Below are 15,497 nucleotides of genomic sequence, written 5' to 3' on the forward strand. Positions count from 1 at the left end.
CTAACTCGTGCAGGCCACTAGAGCAACTTGTCGAGGGTGATGGGGAAGTCCCGCACCCGCTTGCCGGTGGCGTGGTAAATCGCATTGGCCACCGCCGCGGCCACCCCGACGACGCCGATTTCGCCGACGCCCTTGGACCCGAGCGCATTGACGATCGCGTCCTGTTCCTCGACGAAAATCACCTCGATGTCACCAATGTCGGCGCTGACCGGCACGTGATACTCCGCCAGGTTGTGGTTCATGTGACGCCCCAGGGCGTGATCGGTCAGGGTTTCTTCGTGCAGGGCCATGCCAACGCCCCACACCACGCCACCGAGAATCTGGCTACGGGCGGTTTTCGGGTTGACGACCCGGCCGGCGGCGATGGCGCTGACCACTCGGTTGACCCTCACCGTTCCCAAGTCCTCATCCACCCACACTTCGACAAACACCGCCGAGTGAGTGGCCGTGGCGTAGGCCTGGCGTTTTGCATCCGGCTCGGCGGTGACCTGGGCCTGCAACGGCGTCTCGCCACTTTTTTGCGCCAACTCCGCTAACGCCACGCTCGCTTCGCCCAGCCGCAGTTGGCCATCGGCAAACGTCACTTGCTCAAGGGTCGCACCACCGAAGGCCGGACAGGCCTGGCGGGCCACGGCCAGGAGTTTTTCCTTCAGCGCTTCACAGGCCTGCTGCACGGCGCTGCCCACCGACGAGACGGTGAACGAACCGCCCTGCAGCGGCGCAGTGGGCAGCGACGAATCCCCCAGGACAAACGTGACGTCCTCAAGGGAAACGCCTGACGCCTCGGCGGCGATCTGGGTCATGACCGTGTAGGTCCCCGTGCCGATGTCCGTGGTGGCGCTGCTGACGGTCAGCTTGCCGCTCGTGTCCAACGAGGCTCGGGCGCTAGCCTTCTGCTGCATGGCTTCCCACACGCCGCCAGCCATGCCCCAGCCGACCAGTTGCCGGCCTTCACGCATGCTGCGTGGTTCCGGGTTGCGCTTGTCCCAGCCGAAACGACGGGCGCCTTGGGCATAACACTCACGCAGTTCCTTGCTGGAATACGGCTTGCCTTCGTTCTCGTTGCGTTCGGCGTAGTTGATCAAGCGCAACTGGATCGGATCGATCGCCAGGGCACAGGCCAGTTCATCCATGGCGCATTCCAGGCCGATCAGCCCGAGGGCGGCACCGGGCGCGCGCATGTCCAAGGGCGTGTAGACGTCCAGCGGCACCAACTTATAGGTCAACGCCACGTTGTCGCAGTGATAAAGCATGCCGCTCCACTCCACCACGTGTTCGGTGAAGTCCTCGAAGCGCGAGGTCTGGCCGATAGCGGTGTGCGCCACAGCCAGCAAGCGACCGTTGGCCGCCGCCCCCAGTTGCACCCGCTGGAGGGTTCGCGGCCGATAGCCAAAGGTGAACATCTGCTGGCGCGTCAGGCTGACCCGCACCGAGCGCTTGAGGGCCAGTGCCGCCATCACGGCCAACGGCAATTGATACTGCGGGCGCAGTCCGGAACCGAAGGCGCCGCCGACAAACGCGGCAAACACCCGCACCTGTTCTTTCTCCAGGCCGAAGACCTTTTGCACATAGGCTTGGCAGTTCTGCGTGCCTTGGGTCTTGTCGTGGATGTGCAGGCTGCCATCAGGTTGATACAGCACGGTGGAGGCGTGTGGCTCCATCGGGTTGTGGTGTTCGACCGGCGTGCAGTAGGACACATCCACGCTGAGCGCGGAGCTGGCGTACTCGCCCTGAAAATTCCCACGGGGCTTGGGCAGTTCGGCCGGTGCCGGATGGGCGTCGTTTTGCAAGGTGATCAGATCGGTCTGATGCGCCTCGGCGTCGTATTCGATTTCAACCAGCGAACCGGCATACCGGGCCAGCTCAAGGTTTTCCGCCACCACCAGGGCCAGCGGCTGGCCGCTATAGAGCACCTGGTCGTTGTACAACGGCCGGAACGGCGAGCCGTCTGCCGCATCGGCATCCTGGTAGGGCTCGTCGTAGCTGGCAATCCTCGGCCGGTTGGTATGGTCGATGACCGCGACTACGCCGGGCAGTGCCAGGGCTCGGGACGCATCGATGCGCACTACGCGACCACGGGCGACCGTACCGGAGACAACGCTGCCGTGCAGCAAGCCGTCCTCGGGGTATTCAGCGGCGTAACGGGCCTGGCCCGTCACTTTGAGCAGGCCGTCGACCCGGTCGAGGGGTTGCCCTATGGATTTGCTCGGAGCGTTCATCAGGCGTGTCCTCCCTGGGGTGCGCAACCCAATGCGGCGTCACTCAAGGCACGGACAATCGCCCGGCGCGCCAGTCTGACTTTGAAGCCGTTGTGCTCCAGCGGCTCGGCGTTTTGCAGCAGCGCGTCGGCCGCGGCGCTGAAGGTTTCGCGGCTGACGGTCTGCCCGGTCAGCCAGCTCTCTACAGCCCGGTCGCGCCAGGGTTTGTGCGCCACGCCCCCTAGGGCCAGGCGTGCCTGGCGGATCACCGGACCGTCCAGCTCCAGCGCCGCCGCCACTGAAACCAGCGCAAAGGCGTAGGAGGCGCGATCACGGATCTTCAGGTAGTGGCTATGGTCGGCAAAACCGGCGGCAGGCAATTCGATAGCGGTGATCAGCTCATCGTCGGCCAGTTGGTTATCCCGCTCCGGCGCATCGCCGGGCAGGCGATGGAAGTCGGCGAACTCGATGGTCCGCGCCCCACCCCGGCCCAGGACATGGACCACCGCTTCCAGGGCCGCCAAGGCCACGCACATGTCGGAGGGATGGGTGGCAACGCATTGATCGCTGGCACCGAAAATCGCGTGGATCCGGTTCAAACCGTTCCGGGCCGGGCAACCGCTGCCGGGTCGGCGTTTGTTGCACGGTACGCTCGCATCGTAGAAGTAATAGCAGCGGGTGCGTTGCAGCAAGTTGCCACCAGTGCTGGCCATGTTGCGCAGTTGCGGCGAGGCACCCGCCAGGATGGCTTGGGCCAGGAGTGGATAACGGCGCTCGATCCACGGGTGCCAGGCCAGGTCGGCATTGCTCACCAGCGCACCGATCATCACGCCGCCGGAAGGGGTTTCACTGAGGTCCGCCAGGGGCAACCCGGTGATGTCGATCAGGTGCTCGGGACGGGTGATGTTTTCCTTCATCAGGTCCAGCAGGTTGGTGCCGCCGGCGATGAAGCGGGAAACCGGGCTCGACAGATCGACGGCGGCCTGCACGGTGTCGGGCTTGCTGTATTGGAAGGGATTCATTGATCACCTCCCTGCTGGCAAAGTGGCAGAGCTTCTTCGATGGCATCGCGAATGTTGGTGTAGGCGCCGCAGCGGCACAGGTTGCCGCTCATCAGCTCGCTGATCTGCCCAGGGGTCTTCGCCCGCCCCTCGTTGGCCAAGCCCACCGCCGAGCAGATCTGCCCCGGCGTGCAATAACCGCACTGGAACGCGTCGTGCTTGATGAATGCTTGCTGCATGGGATGCAACTGGTCGTCGCTGGCCAGGCCCTCGACAGTGATCAGTTCGGCGCCGTCACACATGACGGCCAGCGTAAGACAAGCGTTGATCCGCTTGCCGTCGCGCAGCACCGTGCAGGCACCGCATTGGCCGTGGTCGCAGCCTTTCTTGCTGCCCACCAGGTCCAGTTGCTCGCGCAGCAGGTCCAGCAAGGTGGTCCAGGGCAACACCTGCAGTTCATGCACCTGGCCATTGAGAGTCAGACGGATCGGATGACGGACGAAGGACGCCTGCGTCGCTTCGGACAGGGTCGCGCTCATGGAACACCTCACGGTTGGTCGTACTCGCGGCGTTTTGGAAAACCGCCGTCATAAGGGGTACGACTTCAGGGTGGGGGTGAGCGTTCAAGGCAATTTCGACTCACTGGAAGAGCCTTGTAAACCGCAGGATGCACAGATTCGCCGGGCATGTGCGGTATATAAATACCGCATCGAGTGTAATGTATCGCCTTACACTCGTTTCCATGATTAAATCCTTCCAGCACAAAGGCCTCAGGATCTTCTATGAAACGGGTTCGACCCGTGGCATCCGGGCTGACCATGAGAAGCGCCTGGCCCGCATGCTCCAATTCATGGACAGGGCACAGGTCCCAAACGACTTGGATATCCCCGGCTGGCGACTGCATCCACTCAGGGGTGAACGGGTCCAATACTGGTCTCTGAGCGTTTCGGGAAACTGGCGAATCATTTTTCGCTTCATCGGGTCCGACATCGAACTGGTCGATTATCTGGACTACCACTGACAGGAGGCTGGAACATGCCCATGCACAATCCGCCACACCCTGGCCAAACGCTGTTGATGGATGTATTGCCCGAACTGGGTATCACCGTCACCGAACTGGCGCGGCACTTGGGTTTCGCACGGCCTCACCTCTCTCGGGTGTTACATGGCCATGCGCCTGTCAGTCCTGATCTGGCCGTACGCCTGGAGCGCGCCGGGATTGGCAAGGCGAGGGTCTGGCTGGGCGTCCAGACGGACTATGATTTGTGGCAAGCCGAGCAGCGCGAACAGCCCTTGATCGAACCCTTTCCACTGCACGCTTGATATCCGTCAGGCCAGCAACTCTGCCGCCACCACGCTCCTCACGCCCTTGCCACAGAGTTGCTCCACCAGCGTCAAGGCGAACGCCAGGGCAGCGGCCGAGCCTTGGGCGGTGATGCAGTTGCCGTCCACCACCACAGGCTGATCGACGAAGCTGCAACCGGACAACTGCTGGCTCACTGCGGGCAAGCAGGTCATGCGACGCTGGCGCAGGACACCAGACGCCTGTAGCGCCAGGGCCGGGGCTTCGGCGATGGCGGCGAAGAAACGCCCGGTAGCGGCCTGGTCCTTGAGCCGTTGTTGCAGCGGCTGATGAGCCGCCAGGTGCTGGGCGCCGATGATGCCGCCTGGCAGGACGACCAGGTCGAAATCCTGCGCGAGCACGTCCACCAGCATGCCATCGGCCGTCAGGCGCGTGCCGCGGGCGCAGGTGAGCATGCGCCTCCCTTCGATGCTCGCCACCACGGTTTCGATCTGCGCTCGACGCAGCACGTCGATCAAGGTGACCGTCTGCAAGTCGTCGACACCCTCGGCGACGGCTATCAGGGCTCGGGGGATCTTGGTTCCAGGCATCATGGGCGCTCTCCGCTGGGTGATGCTTATAGTGTAGGAGCTGCCGAAGGCTGCGATCTTTTGATATGCGCTTGAGATTCAAGCGTCGGGGGGAAAGATCGCAGCCTCGCTTCGCTCGACAGCTCCTACACAGTGCCTACAGGGGCCAGCGATTATTTGATGTACAGCTGGGTCGACATCCGGTTGCCCGGTGCGTTGATCGACTGGTTGCTGAAGCTGAAGGTGCCCTCTTGCTTGCCCTTCAGGTCGAAGATGTACAAATAGCCGACGACCTTGGTCCGCACGGAGCAGTCATTGAGATTGCCATTGCTGTACGCGCACACCGGCGAGCGGGTGCCGTCGACTTCAAAGCCGTCCAGGGTGACATGGGGTTGACGGCCATAGCCGACCTCCAGCACATAGACCTTGATCGTCGGGCCGTGATCGCAACGCGTCTGCGCCTGCCCCGGAACGATGTCCTCGAAGCCGCAGGCCGGCGACTCGACCTTGAGCACCTTGACCTCACTCAAGGGTGGCGCCGACGCGGCATGGGCGGCCTGGCCTGGCAACCACAGGCCCAGCGCGCAGCCCACGGCAGCTAGCAGCTTTTTATTCATCTTAAGCATAGAGACCTCCCGGAACCGCGCGCAGTATGGCCCACTTGGCGCGTTGGCAAAACATCGACGACGATCGCAGCCACAACGCTACGCTGCTGGTATGATGCGCGGCTTTTTCCGACCCGCAGAAAATTCCCGGGCGCCGCTGGCGACCTGTGCTTTGCTGTTGAGGTCGATACATTCACGGCGCCGGGCGCGCCACGGGGAGCAGACATGCTGGAAAGGCTGTTTCAACTCAAGGCACACAACACCAACGTGCGGACCGAGATCCTGGCGGGCGTCACGACCTTCCTGGCCATGGCCTACATCCTGTTCGTCAACCCGAGCATCCTTGGCGAAACCGGCATGGACAAAGGCGCGGTGTTCGTCGCCACCTGCCTGGCGGCGGCCATTGGCTCCACGGTCATGGGCCTGATCGCCAACTACCCGATCGCCCTCGCCCCGGGCATGGGCCTGAATGCCTTCTTCACCTACACCGTGGTCCTGCACATGGGCCATACCTGGCAAGTAGCGCTGGGCGCGGTGTTCATCTCCGCGGTGCTGTTCTTCCTGCTGTCGATCTTTCGCATCCGCGAGTGGATCATCAACAGCATCCCGCTGCCTCTGCGCTCGGCCATCGCCGCGGGCATCGGCCTGTTCCTGGCGCTGATCGCCCTGAACAATGCCGGCATCGTGGTGAAAAACCCGGCGACCATGGTCGGCCTCGGCGACTTGAAGCAACCGGCGCCGATCCTCGCGACCCTCGGTTTCGTCCTGATCGTCGCCCTCGAAGCGCTGAAAGTGCGCGGCGCGGTGCTGATCGGCATCCTGGCGGTCACCCTTGTCTCGATCCTGATGGGTTTCACCCCGTTCGGCGGCGTCATCTCCGCGCCACCGTCCCTGGCCCCGACCTTCCTGCAACTGGATATCAAGGGCGCCCTGGACATCGGCCTGGTGAGCGTGATCTTCGCCTTCCTGTTCGTCGACCTGTTCGACAACTCCGGCACCCTGATCGGCGTGGCCAAGCGCGCCGGGCTGATGGGCAAGGACGGCCACATGCCGAAGATGGGCCGTGCGCTGATCGCCGACAGCACCGCCGCCATGGCCGGTTCGCTGCTGGGCACCTCTACCACCACCAGTTACATCGAATCGGCAGCGGGCGTCAGCGCCGGCGGGCGCACCGGCCTGACCGCCATCGTGGTGGCGATCCTGTTCCTGCTGGCGCTGTTCTTCTCGCCACTGGCCGCCAGCGTCCCGCCTTTCGCCACTGCGCCGGCCTTGCTGTTCGTCGCCGTGCTGATGACCTCGGGCCTGGCGGAGATCGACTGGGATGACATCACCGTCGCCGCCCCGGTGGTGATCACCGCCCTGGCGATGCCATTCACTTATTCCATCGCCAACGGCATCGCTTTCGGCTTCATCGCCTGGACCGCCATCAAACTGGTGTCTGGCCGTGGCCGTGAGCTGAACCCGGCGCTGGTCATTCTGTCGATCCTGTTCGTGATCAAGTTGGGTTGGTTCAACGCATGACTTTTGATTCCCAGGCCTACGCCGCTCAGTTGCAGGACAAGGTCACCCGCTTGCGTGACCTGCTGGCTCCGTTCGAGGCACCGGAACCTGCGGTGTTCGATTCGCCCCTGAAAAACTTTCGCCTGCGGGCCGAGTTCCGCCTGTGGCGCGAGGCCGGTGAACGGCATTACGCGATGTTCTCCCAGGACGACAAGCGCACGCCGATCCTCATCGAGGAATTTCCCATCGCCAGCCTGCGCATCAACCAGTTGATGCCGCAACTCAAGGCCGCCTGGCAAGCCAGCGCGCCCCTGAGCCATAAGCTGTTCCAGGTGGAGTTCCTGACCACCCTGGCGGGCGACGCGATGATCACCCTGTGTTATCACCGCCCGCTGGACGAACACTGGCACGCTGCGGCCTCGAAACTGGCAACCGACCTGGGCGTGAGCATCATTGGCCGCTCCAAGGGCAAGCGGGAAGTGATCGGCCATGACTATGTGGTGGAGCAACTCGAAGTGGGCGGCCGCACTTTCAGCTATCGCCAGCCCGAAGGCGCCTTCACCCAGCCCAACGGCACGGTGAACCAGAAGATGCTCAACTGGGCATTCGAAGCCTTGGGCGAGCGCAACGACGATCTGCTGGAGTTGTACTGCGGCAACGGCAACTTCACCCTGCCCCTGGCCACCCGCGTGCGCAAGGTCCTGGCGACCGAAATCAGCAAGACCTCGGTGAACGCCGCGCTGAGCAATCTCAGCGAAAACGCTGTGGATAACGTCACGCTGGTGCGCCTCTCTGCCGAAGAGCTGACCGAAGCCCTGAACGAAGTCCGGCCGTTCCGCCGCCTGCAGGGCATCGACCTGAAAAGCTACGAATTCGGCAGCGTCTTCGTCGACCCGCCTCGCGCCGGCATGGACCCGGATACCTGCGAGCTGACCCGGCGCTTCGACAACATCCTGTACATCTCCTGCAACCCAGACACCCTCGCCGCGAACATCGCGCAACTGAACGACACCCACCGCATCGCGCGTTGCGCGTTGTTCGATCAATTTCCTTGGACCCATCACATGGAATCCGGGGTGTTGTTGACTCGGCGGTAAGCCCTTCCTTTTGAGGTGAAGGATTACCCTGTGGCGAGGGGATTTATCCCCGCGGGGCTGCGAAGCAGCCCCAAGCTCTTCAATCCTGCAAAAAGCTTGCGAGCGCTGCGCACTCGAGCGGGGATAAATCCCCTCGCCACAATGCCCCCCTTTAACCTCGGCAAGCCCCATTGTTCGATCATCGAACACTTATTGCCCGACGTCATCGGCTTTATTTGACCAAATTAACCATCTAGTACAATTTATCTCCACCGGCTGAACCCCCGCCGACACCAACAATAAAAATGTGGAGAAATTGCGATGCCTCCGATCGTTCTGGTGCTCAACGGCCCGAACCTGAACCTGCTCGGCACCCGCGAGCCGGCAACCTACGGCCATGAAACCCTGGCCGACATCTCGGCACTGTGTGGCCACGCCGCTGAAGAATTCGGCTTGGCGGTGGAGTTTCGCCAGACCAACCAGGAAAGCGAACTGCTGGACTGGATTCACGGCGCCCGGGGCCGGTGCGCCGGAATCGTCATCAACCCGGCGGCCTGGACCCACACCTCCGTGGCGATCCGCGACGCCCTGGTGGCCAGCGAAGTACCGGTCATCGAAGTCCACCTGTCCAACGTCCACGCCCGCGAAACATTCCGCCATCACTCCTTCGTCTCATCCGTCGCCATTGGCGTGATGTGCGGGTTTGGCAGCCATGGTTATCGCCTGGCCCTTGAACATTTCAGTCAGCGGTTGAAGGATTGATGTCCATGTCGAATATCACTGTGCTGGCCGGCCTGATCGGTGCGGGCATCCAGGCGTCCCGCACGCCTGCGCTACATGAGCAGGAAGGCGATGCCCAAGGCATGCGCTACCTCTATCGGCTGATCGACCTCGACGCGCTGAAACTCGACAGCGGCGCCCTGGCTGACTTGCTGGTGGCCGCCGAACGCATGGACTTCACCGGCCTGAACATCACCTTCCCCTGCAAGCAGGCGATCATCCCGCTGCTGGATGAGTTGTCGCCCGAGGCCCGCGGCATCGGCGCGGTCAATACGGTGGTGCTCAAGGATGGCAAGCGTATCGGCCACAACACCGACTGCCTGGGGTTCGCCGAAGGTTTTCGCCGTGGCCTGGGGGATGTGGCGCGCCAGCGCGTGGTCCAGATGGGTGCCGGGGGCGCTGGCGCGGCGGTGGCCCACGCGTTGCTGCTGGAGGGCGTGGAAACCCTGAGCATTTTTGACGTCGAGGTCAGCCGTGCCGAGGCACTGGTCAACAACTTGAACCAACACTTCGGCCCAGGCCGCGCTCGCGCCGGGCATGACCTGCCCAGCGCCATGGCCGAGGCCGACGGCCTGGTGAACACCACCCCCATGGGCATGGCGAAACTACCGGGCATGCCGGTGCCCGTCGAGCTGTTGCGGGGCGCCTTGTGGGTCGCGGAAATCGTCTACTTCCCTCTGGAAACCGAACTGCTGCGCAACGCCCGCGCCATCGGCTGCCGCACCCTGGATGGCGGCAATATGGCAGTGTTCCAGGCGGTGAAGGCGTTCGAACTGTTCAGTGGCGTGGCGCCGGATGCGCAGCGGATGCTGGCGCATTTTCAAAGCATGAATCACTAAAACCTGATGATTATCCCTGTGGGAGCGAGCTCGCTCGCGATGACGGTGTCTCAGTCACAATCGGTGTTGGCTGATCGACCGCTATCGCGAGCAAGCTCGCTCCCACACAAGCCCGCTCCCACATTCGGTTCGGTGTCAGGGCTGCAAGTAGCGCAACACCGACTCACAAACCATCTGCCGATGCCGCTGCTTGACCGCTTCATCCGACAGGTCGATCTGAAAGATTTCACCGAACGTCTGGCGGTTGGACACCCGGTAGAAACAGAACGAGCTGATCAGCAGGTGTATATCCAGCGGCTCGAGGCCGGCACGGAACACGCCCTCTTCGGCGCCGCGACGCAGGATCACCCCCAGGGAATCGAGGATAGTGTTGGTCATCGCCTTGATCGCGCCTGACTGCTTCACGTACTCGGCGTTGTGGATATTCTCGATGCAGACGATGCGTACGAAATCCACGTTGCGGTCGTGGTGGTCGAAGGTGAATTCCACCAGGCGCCGGATCGCGTCGATCGGGGCCAGTTCCGCCAGGTGCAAGCGGCTCTCGGTGGTGCGGATATCCCCGTAGAGTTTTTCCAGCACCTCGACGTACAACTGCTCCTTGCTGCCGAAGTAGTAGTAGATCATGCGCTTGGAAGTGTGGATGCGCTCGGCGATGGCATCGACCCGGGCGCCGGCCAGGCCTTGCTGGACGAACTCGACGATGGCTTCCTGAAGAATGTTTTCCCGGGTCTTTTCCGGGTTGTTCTTGCGACTCTTGCGCGGCGTGGCGACGGGTTCGTCGAGCGCTGCGGAAAGCTCTGGATTCATAGTCATTGCGGGGCTCACGGCCATCACTGCACAAGCTGGCGATTATGGGCCGCACCGTGCACTGAAGGAAGCCACGACACTGCCCATTACCGCCGCGTTTACGATTTCTCTACAACTTGGCGTGCCGCAAGCCACCGCTGCGGGACTTGGCCATGGCCGCCAGACGCACCGCGACGTTGGCGGCGCCATAACCGGCGTAACCGTTCTTGCGCTGGATGATCTCAAAGAAAAACCGCCCCTCGAACGGCTCGGTGTAAACGTGGAACAGCTCGCCACCCTGGGCGTCGCGATCGTACAGCACGTTGAAATAGGCCAGTTCGCTAAGGAACTCGTCGTCGAAATCGAAACGCGCCGCCAGGTCGTCGTAGTAATTGAGCGGGATGTCCAGCAACGGCACGCCCGCCTCTTTGGCACGACTGACCTGGGCGAAGATGTCGTCGCAATCGAAGGCGATGTGATGCACGCCGGAGCCGCGATAACTCGACAGCGCGTGGGAGATCGCGGTGTTGCGGTTCTCGGAAATGTTCAGCGGCAAGCGGATCGAACTGCAGCGGCTGCGCAGCGCACGGCTTTTCACCAGGCCATAGGGGTCGGGCAAGACGACTTCGTCGTCGGCCTCGAAATCCAGCAGGCTCTTGTAGAACAGCACCCAACTGTCGAGGCTGTCGGCCGGCAGCGCCATAGCCATGTGGTCGATACGCTTGAGCCCGGCCCCGATGACAGCCCCCGGCTGCAGGTTGAAATCGGTGCCGTAGACGTCGGCTTCCTGGTCCACCAGGTAGATCAGGCTGCCGTCCGGTGCACGCACCGCCGCCAGCTCCAGCTCATTGGGCCCCACCAGTCCGCGATAGGGCTGGCCCTTGTAGGCAATGGCCCGCGCCAAGGCGCTGGCACTGTTTTTCACGCGCACGGCGGTGGCGCACAACGAAGGCCCGTGGGCTTCGAAAAAACTGTGGGCGAAGGAGTACGGTTCGCTGTTGAGGATCAGGTTGATATCACCCTGGCGCAGCAGACTGACATTCTTCGAACGATGCTGGCCGGCCTTGACGAATCCCAGCCGCTCCAGCCAATGGGAGAGCTTGGCACCGAGGCTATCGTCCACGGCGAACTCGAGGAATTCGATGCCGTCATATTCGCTGGCCGGCGGGGTGGCGAACAGGATGTCGGCATTGCCAACGACGCTCGCCTCTTCGGCCAGGCGTTGGCGGGTCTTTTCTTCCAGGTACAGCAGCGAGCGCAGGCCGTCGGCGGCATTGGCCCGTGGCGGCGCGGCGCGGAAGCCGTCGTTGAAGATCTCCAGCGACAGCGGCCCGGTATAACCACTCTTGATGATCGGCGCCAGGAACCCAGGCAAGTCGAATTCGCCCTGCCCCGGGAAACAACGGAAATGCCGGCTCCACTCCAGGACATCCATGGCCAGGATCGGCGCATCGGCCATCTGCACGAAGAAGATCTTGTCGCCCGGGATCTCGGCGATCGCCCTCGGGTCGCCCTTGAGGGACAAGGTATGGAAGCTGTCTAGCAATACGCCAAGGCTGGGGTGATCGGCCTGACGCACGATGTTCCAGACCTGTTGATAAGTATTCACGTGGCGGCCCCAGGCCAGCGCTTCGTAACCGATACGCAAGCCCCGCGCACCGGCCCGTTCGGCCAGCAGGCGCAGGTCATCGATCAGGATCTGTTCATCGCCGACGCTGTCGGCCGAGGCGTTGCTGCACACCAGCACCAGGTCGGTGCCCAGTTCCTGCATCAAGTCGAACTTGCGCTCGGCCCGCTCCAGGTTGCGCGACAGACGATCGCGACGGCAGCCTTCGAAGTCACGAAACGGTTGGAACAAGGTGATGGCGATGCCCAGGTCGGCGCACATCTGCCTGATTTCCCGCGGGCTGCCATCGTAATAGAGAAGGTCGTTCTCGAAGATTTCCACCCCGTCAAAACCGGCGGCGGCAATGGCTTCGAGTTTTTCCGGCAAGGTACCGCTCAAGGATACGGTGGCAATGGAACGCTGCATGACTTCGGCTCCCGGGACAGGCATCGGCTACAAAAGGTGCGCCGCTTTTGAAAGAGTCAGCCGATTATTGAGCTGCCGGTTTCTTTCAGCAATTTAATATGTACCATCCGGTTAGTTTTTTGGGCGATTATCGAACAAAATGCCGATTGCCGAATTGACGATTTTTTGCTCACTGCGCACCATCGCTCCCCACATCGACGCAAGCCCTGATCGCCGACGTCGATGGACAGACCCAGACCGACCATAAGAATTTCAAAAACGGGTACACGCTATGATTCCTTCCCAAAGTTCCCGCCTGGCCCCTGGCCTGGGGGCCTCCACCGGCAGCGTCGGTGACAAGATCCGCGGCGCCATGGCCGTGGGCAAGACCCGTTGGGGCATGCTCGCCCTGGTGTTTTTCGCCACCACCCTGAACTACATCGACCGCGCCGCCCTGGGCGTCATGCAGCCGATCCTGGCCAAGGAAATGAGCTGGACGGCGATGGATTACGCCAACATCAACTTCTGGTTCCAGGTCGGTTATGCCGTCGGCTTCGTGCTACAGGGTCGGTTGATCGACCGGATCGGCGTCAAGCGCGTGTTCTTCTGCGCCGTGCTGCTCTGGAGCCTGGCGACCGGCGCCCATGGCCTGGCGACGTCGGCGGTGGGCTTCATGGTCTGCCGCTTCATCCTCGGCCTCACCGAAGCCGCCAACTACCCGGCCTGCGTGAAGACCACCCGACTGTGGTTCCCGGCGGGCGAACGGGCCGTGGCCACCGGTATTTTCAACGCCGGGACCAACGTTGGCGCGATGTTCACCCCGATGCTGCTGCCGCTGGTCCTGCACGTGTGGGGCTGGCAGGCCGCGTTCCTGTGCATGGCCGCCCTGGGTGGGATCTGGCTGCTGTTCTGGGGCCTGAAATACTTCAACCCCGAAGACCACCCCAGCGTCAAACAGTCGGAGCTGGACTACATCCAGGCCCAGGACGAACCGGACCAGGTCCGCGTACCGTTCTCACGCATCCTGCGCATGCGCGGTACCTGGGCGTTCGCCCTGGCCTACTCGATCACCGCGCCGGTGTTCTGGTTCTATCTCTATTGGTTGCCGCCGTTCCTGAACCAGCAATACAACCTGGGCATCAACGTGACCCAGATGGGCATCCCGCTGATCATCATCTACCTCACCGCCGACTTCGGCAGCGTGGGCGGCGGGATCCTGTCTTCGTTCCTGATCGGTCGCGGCCTCAATCCGATCAAGGCGCGCCTGGTGTCCATGCTGCTGTTCGCCTGCTGCATCATCGGCGTGATCATGGCCGCCGGCGCAAGCAACCTGTGGATGGCGGTGTTCGCCATTTCCCTGGCCATCGGCGCGCACCAGGCCTGGACCGCCAACATCTGGAGCCTGGTGATGGACTACACGCCCAAGCACATGATGAGTACGGTGTTCGGCTTCGGCGGCATGTGCGCGGCCATCGGCGGGATGTTCATGACCCAGTTGGTGGGCCACATCCTCACGATCACCAACAACAACTACACCGTGCTGTTCACCCTGATTCCAGCGATGTACTTCATTGCCCTGACCTGGCTGTACTTCATGGCGCCGCGCAAGGTGCCGACGCTGGAAAGCTGATGAGTTATTGAGGTTGGAACCCAACTTTGTGGCGAGGGGATTTATCCCCGCTGGGCTGCGCAGCAGACCTGAAATCAGGCAACTCGGTGTGTCAGGCCAATCGAGCTGATTGTTTTGGGGCTGCTGCGCAGCCCAACGGTGATAAATCCCCTCACCATAGGGTCCACCATGTCCCGGACCAAACAGGTCTATTTACTTACGCCGCTGTTGCCACGCCGCCGCCAACCCACTCAAGCAAATCAGGGCGATGCCCACCACGGTGGTCAGCGTCGGCGTATGGCTGAAGAACAACCAGCCCAGCAGGCCGGCAAACACGATCTGGCAATACCCGAACGGCGCGAGCAGCGCCGGGGCGGCAAAGCGGAAGGCCTGGGTCAGCATCAGGTGCGCGGTCATCCCGCAGGCCCCCAGCGCCAACATCATCATTCCGTGCATCAGGCTCGGCACTTGCCAGAAGAACGGCACCAGCGCGCTCATCACCAACGTGTTGCACAGACCGGCGAAGAAATTGCTGGTGGTCGGGCTGTCGATCTCGCTGAGCTTGCGCGTGAGCAGTTGGTAGAAACAGAAAAACAACGCCGAACAGAAAGGCAACAACACCGCCGGGGTGAACAGATCGCCACCGGGATGGACGATGATCAACACCCCGATAAAACCGAAGATCACCGCGATCCATTGACCGCGCGTCACGTGTTCGCCCAGCAACGGCACCGACAACGCAGTCACCAGCACGGGCGCGAGGAAGTTGACCGCCGTCGCCTCTGCCAGTGGGATGAACATCAATGCAGTGGTGAAAAACAGACTGGTGCCCAGCAGGCACAACGCCCGGGCCAACTGCCACAACGGGCGCTTGGTACGTAGCACCCGCAGCCCCGAGCGCGGCAGGAAGATACCTGCCATCAACAAGGTGTGCACCACGTAACGTGCCCATACCACCATGATGATCGGATAAAAACCCGACAGGTATTTGGACAACGCGTCATGACTGGAGAACAGGAACGTTGCGACCAGAATAAGCACGATGCCCTTGAAAGCCTGATTGACGCCGGAGAGCGGTGTGCTGACGGTCATGAGGGAAACCTGCGTTGCTTGATGTAGGGGCCGTGACGCACGTTGCAGTTGTTGGGCCAGCGAGCATGCCGATAAGTTCTGAATCCGAAGTGTAATGAAAATTCCGGCGCCAGGCAGGATTGGCTCAC

Annotated in this window: 15 protein-coding genes; 7 read left to right on the forward strand and 8 right to left on the reverse strand. The window is 62.3% G+C overall.

Going from position 1 to position 15,497, the window contains the following annotated elements; genetic code table 11:
* Positions 1–17 precede the first annotated feature (17 nt).
* From BM317_RS23190 to BM317_RS23200, 3 genes are read right to left on the reverse strand one after another with little or no spacing between them, the layout of a single operon-like run.
* On the reverse strand, positions 18–2,219 hold the full coding sequence (locus tag BM317_RS23190; protein WP_092476435.1) for a xanthine dehydrogenase family protein molybdopterin-binding subunit: 2,202 nt from the start codon (positions 2,217–2,219) through the stop codon (positions 18–20).
* On the reverse strand, positions 2,219–3,220 hold the full coding sequence (locus BM317_RS23195; RefSeq protein ID WP_092174031.1) for an FAD binding domain-containing protein: 1,002 nt from the start codon (positions 3,218–3,220) through the stop codon (positions 2,219–2,221). Before BM317_RS23195 ends, BM317_RS23190 begins: the two co-directional genes overlap by 1 nt.
* Positions 3,217–3,738, reverse strand: coding sequence for a (2Fe-2S)-binding protein (locus BM317_RS23200; RefSeq protein WP_092174027.1), 522 nt, complete (start codon positions 3,736–3,738; stop codon positions 3,217–3,219). The genes BM317_RS23195 and BM317_RS23200 overlap by 4 nt, the downstream gene beginning before the upstream one ends.
* Positions 3,739–3,941: 203 nt before the next feature.
* Here BM317_RS23200 and BM317_RS23205 point away from each other — a divergent pair, with 203 nt between their 5' ends.
* On the forward strand, positions 3,942–4,220 hold the full coding sequence (locus tag BM317_RS23205; protein WP_092174077.1) for a type II toxin-antitoxin system RelE/ParE family toxin: 279 nt from the start codon (positions 3,942–3,944) through the stop codon (positions 4,218–4,220).
* A gap of 14 nt (positions 4,221–4,234) precedes the next feature.
* Positions 4,235–4,522, forward strand: coding sequence for a HigA family addiction module antitoxin (locus tag BM317_RS23210; protein WP_025215593.1), 288 nt, complete (start codon positions 4,235–4,237; stop codon positions 4,520–4,522).
* Between the two features lie 6 nt (positions 4,523–4,528).
* Here BM317_RS23210 and BM317_RS23215 read toward each other — a convergent pair whose 3' ends face one another.
* Complete coding sequence (locus tag BM317_RS23215) at positions 4,529–5,095, reverse strand: DJ-1 family glyoxalase III (RefSeq protein ID WP_092174023.1); 567 nt, start codon at positions 5,093–5,095, stop codon at positions 4,529–4,531.
* A gap of 149 nt (positions 5,096–5,244) precedes the next feature.
* Entirely contained in the window at positions 5,245–5,697 is a 453-nt protein-coding gene (locus tag BM317_RS23220) for a DUF4879 domain-containing protein (RefSeq protein WP_092174019.1), read from the reverse strand.
* A gap of 204 nt (positions 5,698–5,901) precedes the next feature.
* Here BM317_RS23220 and BM317_RS23225 point away from each other — a divergent pair, with 204 nt between their 5' ends.
* The 4 genes from BM317_RS23225 to BM317_RS23240 all read left to right on the forward strand — a co-directional run bounded on the left by BM317_RS23225 (position 5,902) and on the right by BM317_RS23240 (position 9,871).
* Complete coding sequence (locus BM317_RS23225; RefSeq protein WP_092174016.1) at positions 5,902–7,197, forward strand: NCS2 family permease; 1,296 nt, start codon at positions 5,902–5,904, stop codon at positions 7,195–7,197.
* A complete protein-coding gene (gene trmA, locus BM317_RS23230) occupies positions 7,194–8,273 on the forward strand; it encodes a tRNA (uridine(54)-C5)-methyltransferase TrmA (protein WP_092476437.1) in 1,080 nt (359 codons plus the stop codon). The genes BM317_RS23225 and trmA overlap by 4 nt, the downstream gene beginning before the upstream one ends.
* Before the next feature lie 300 nt (positions 8,274–8,573).
* The gene (gene aroQ, locus BM317_RS23235; RefSeq protein WP_092476439.1) at positions 8,574–9,014 is read left to right on the forward strand and encodes a type II 3-dehydroquinate dehydratase; all 441 of its coding nucleotides are present in this window, start codon (positions 8,574–8,576) and stop codon (positions 9,012–9,014) included.
* On the forward strand, positions 9,014–9,871 hold the full coding sequence (locus BM317_RS23240; RefSeq protein WP_092174009.1) for a shikimate dehydrogenase: 858 nt from the start codon (positions 9,014–9,016) through the stop codon (positions 9,869–9,871). The genes aroQ and BM317_RS23240 overlap by 1 nt, the downstream gene beginning before the upstream one ends.
* A 135-nt stretch (positions 9,872–10,006) precedes the next feature.
* On the opposite strand, the gene BM317_RS23245 is transcribed toward BM317_RS23240, so the two are convergent.
* Both BM317_RS23245 and quiC read right to left on the reverse strand, forming a co-directional pair.
* Entirely contained in the window at positions 10,007–10,684 is a 678-nt protein-coding gene (locus BM317_RS23245) for a TetR/AcrR family transcriptional regulator (protein WP_092476441.1), read from the reverse strand.
* A 103-nt stretch (positions 10,685–10,787) separates the two neighbouring features.
* Positions 10,788–12,689: a 3-dehydroshikimate dehydratase QuiC gene (quiC, locus tag BM317_RS23250; RefSeq protein ID WP_092174000.1), complete on the reverse strand. Its 1,902-nt coding sequence runs from the start codon at positions 12,687–12,689 to the stop codon at positions 10,788–10,790.
* 271 nt (positions 12,690–12,960) lie between these two features.
* On the opposite strand from quiC, the gene BM317_RS23255 reads away from it, so the two are divergent.
* Positions 12,961–14,298, forward strand: coding sequence for an MFS transporter (locus tag BM317_RS23255; RefSeq protein ID WP_092173996.1), 1,338 nt, complete (start codon positions 12,961–12,963; stop codon positions 14,296–14,298).
* A 192-nt stretch (positions 14,299–14,490) separates the two neighbouring features.
* On the opposite strand, the gene BM317_RS23260 is transcribed toward BM317_RS23255, so the two are convergent.
* Positions 14,491–15,369: a DMT family transporter gene (locus BM317_RS23260; RefSeq protein WP_092173992.1), complete on the reverse strand. Its 879-nt coding sequence runs from the start codon at positions 15,367–15,369 to the stop codon at positions 14,491–14,493.
* Positions 15,370–15,497: the final 128 nt, after the last annotated feature.

It is taken from the genome of Pseudomonas sp. NFACC24-1, from assembly GCF_900115235.1.
GTDB lineage: Bacteria > Pseudomonadota > Gammaproteobacteria > Pseudomonadales > Pseudomonadaceae > Aquipseudomonas > Aquipseudomonas fluorescens_AA.

Bases quoted from the DNA above. Each gene is read 5' to 3' on its own strand.
- BM317_RS23190 (WP_092476435.1), bottom strand. From the start codon at position 2,219: ATGAACGCTCCGAGCAAATCCATAGGGCAACCCCTCGACCGGGTCGAC.
- BM317_RS23260 (WP_092173992.1), bottom strand. From the start codon at position 15,369: ATGACCGTCAGCACACCGCTCTCCGGCGTCAATCAGGCTTTCAAGGGC.
- BM317_RS23240 (WP_092174009.1), top strand. From the start codon at position 9,014: ATGTCCATGTCGAATATCACTGTGCTGGCCGGCCTGATCGGTGCGGGC.
- BM317_RS23205 (WP_092174077.1), top strand. From the start codon at position 3,942: ATGATTAAATCCTTCCAGCACAAAGGCCTCAGGATCTTCTATGAAACG.
- BM317_RS23255 (WP_092173996.1), top strand. From the start codon at position 12,961: ATGATTCCTTCCCAAAGTTCCCGCCTGGCCCCTGGCCTGGGGGCCTCC.
- BM317_RS23195 (WP_092174031.1), bottom strand. From the start codon at position 3,220: ATGAATCCCTTCCAATACAGCAAGCCCGACACCGTGCAGGCCGCCGTC.
- BM317_RS23225 (WP_092174016.1), top strand. From the start codon at position 5,902: ATGCTGGAAAGGCTGTTTCAACTCAAGGCACACAACACCAACGTGCGG.
- BM317_RS23220 (WP_092174019.1), bottom strand. From the start codon at position 5,697: ATGCTTAAGATGAATAAAAAGCTGCTAGCTGCCGTGGGCTGCGCGCTG.
- trmA (WP_092476437.1), top strand. From the start codon at position 7,194: ATGACTTTTGATTCCCAGGCCTACGCCGCTCAGTTGCAGGACAAGGTC.
- BM317_RS23210 (WP_025215593.1), top strand. From the start codon at position 4,235: ATGCCCATGCACAATCCGCCACACCCTGGCCAAACGCTGTTGATGGAT.
- aroQ (WP_092476439.1), top strand. From the start codon at position 8,574: ATGCCTCCGATCGTTCTGGTGCTCAACGGCCCGAACCTGAACCTGCTC.
- BM317_RS23245 (WP_092476441.1), bottom strand. From the start codon at position 10,684: ATGACTATGAATCCAGAGCTTTCCGCAGCGCTCGACGAACCCGTCGCC.
- BM317_RS23215 (WP_092174023.1), bottom strand. From the start codon at position 5,095: ATGATGCCTGGAACCAAGATCCCCCGAGCCCTGATAGCCGTCGCCGAG.
- quiC (WP_092174000.1), bottom strand. From the start codon at position 12,689: ATGCAGCGTTCCATTGCCACCGTATCCTTGAGCGGTACCTTGCCGGAA.
- BM317_RS23200 (WP_092174027.1), bottom strand. From the start codon at position 3,738: ATGAGCGCGACCCTGTCCGAAGCGACGCAGGCGTCCTTCGTCCGTCAT.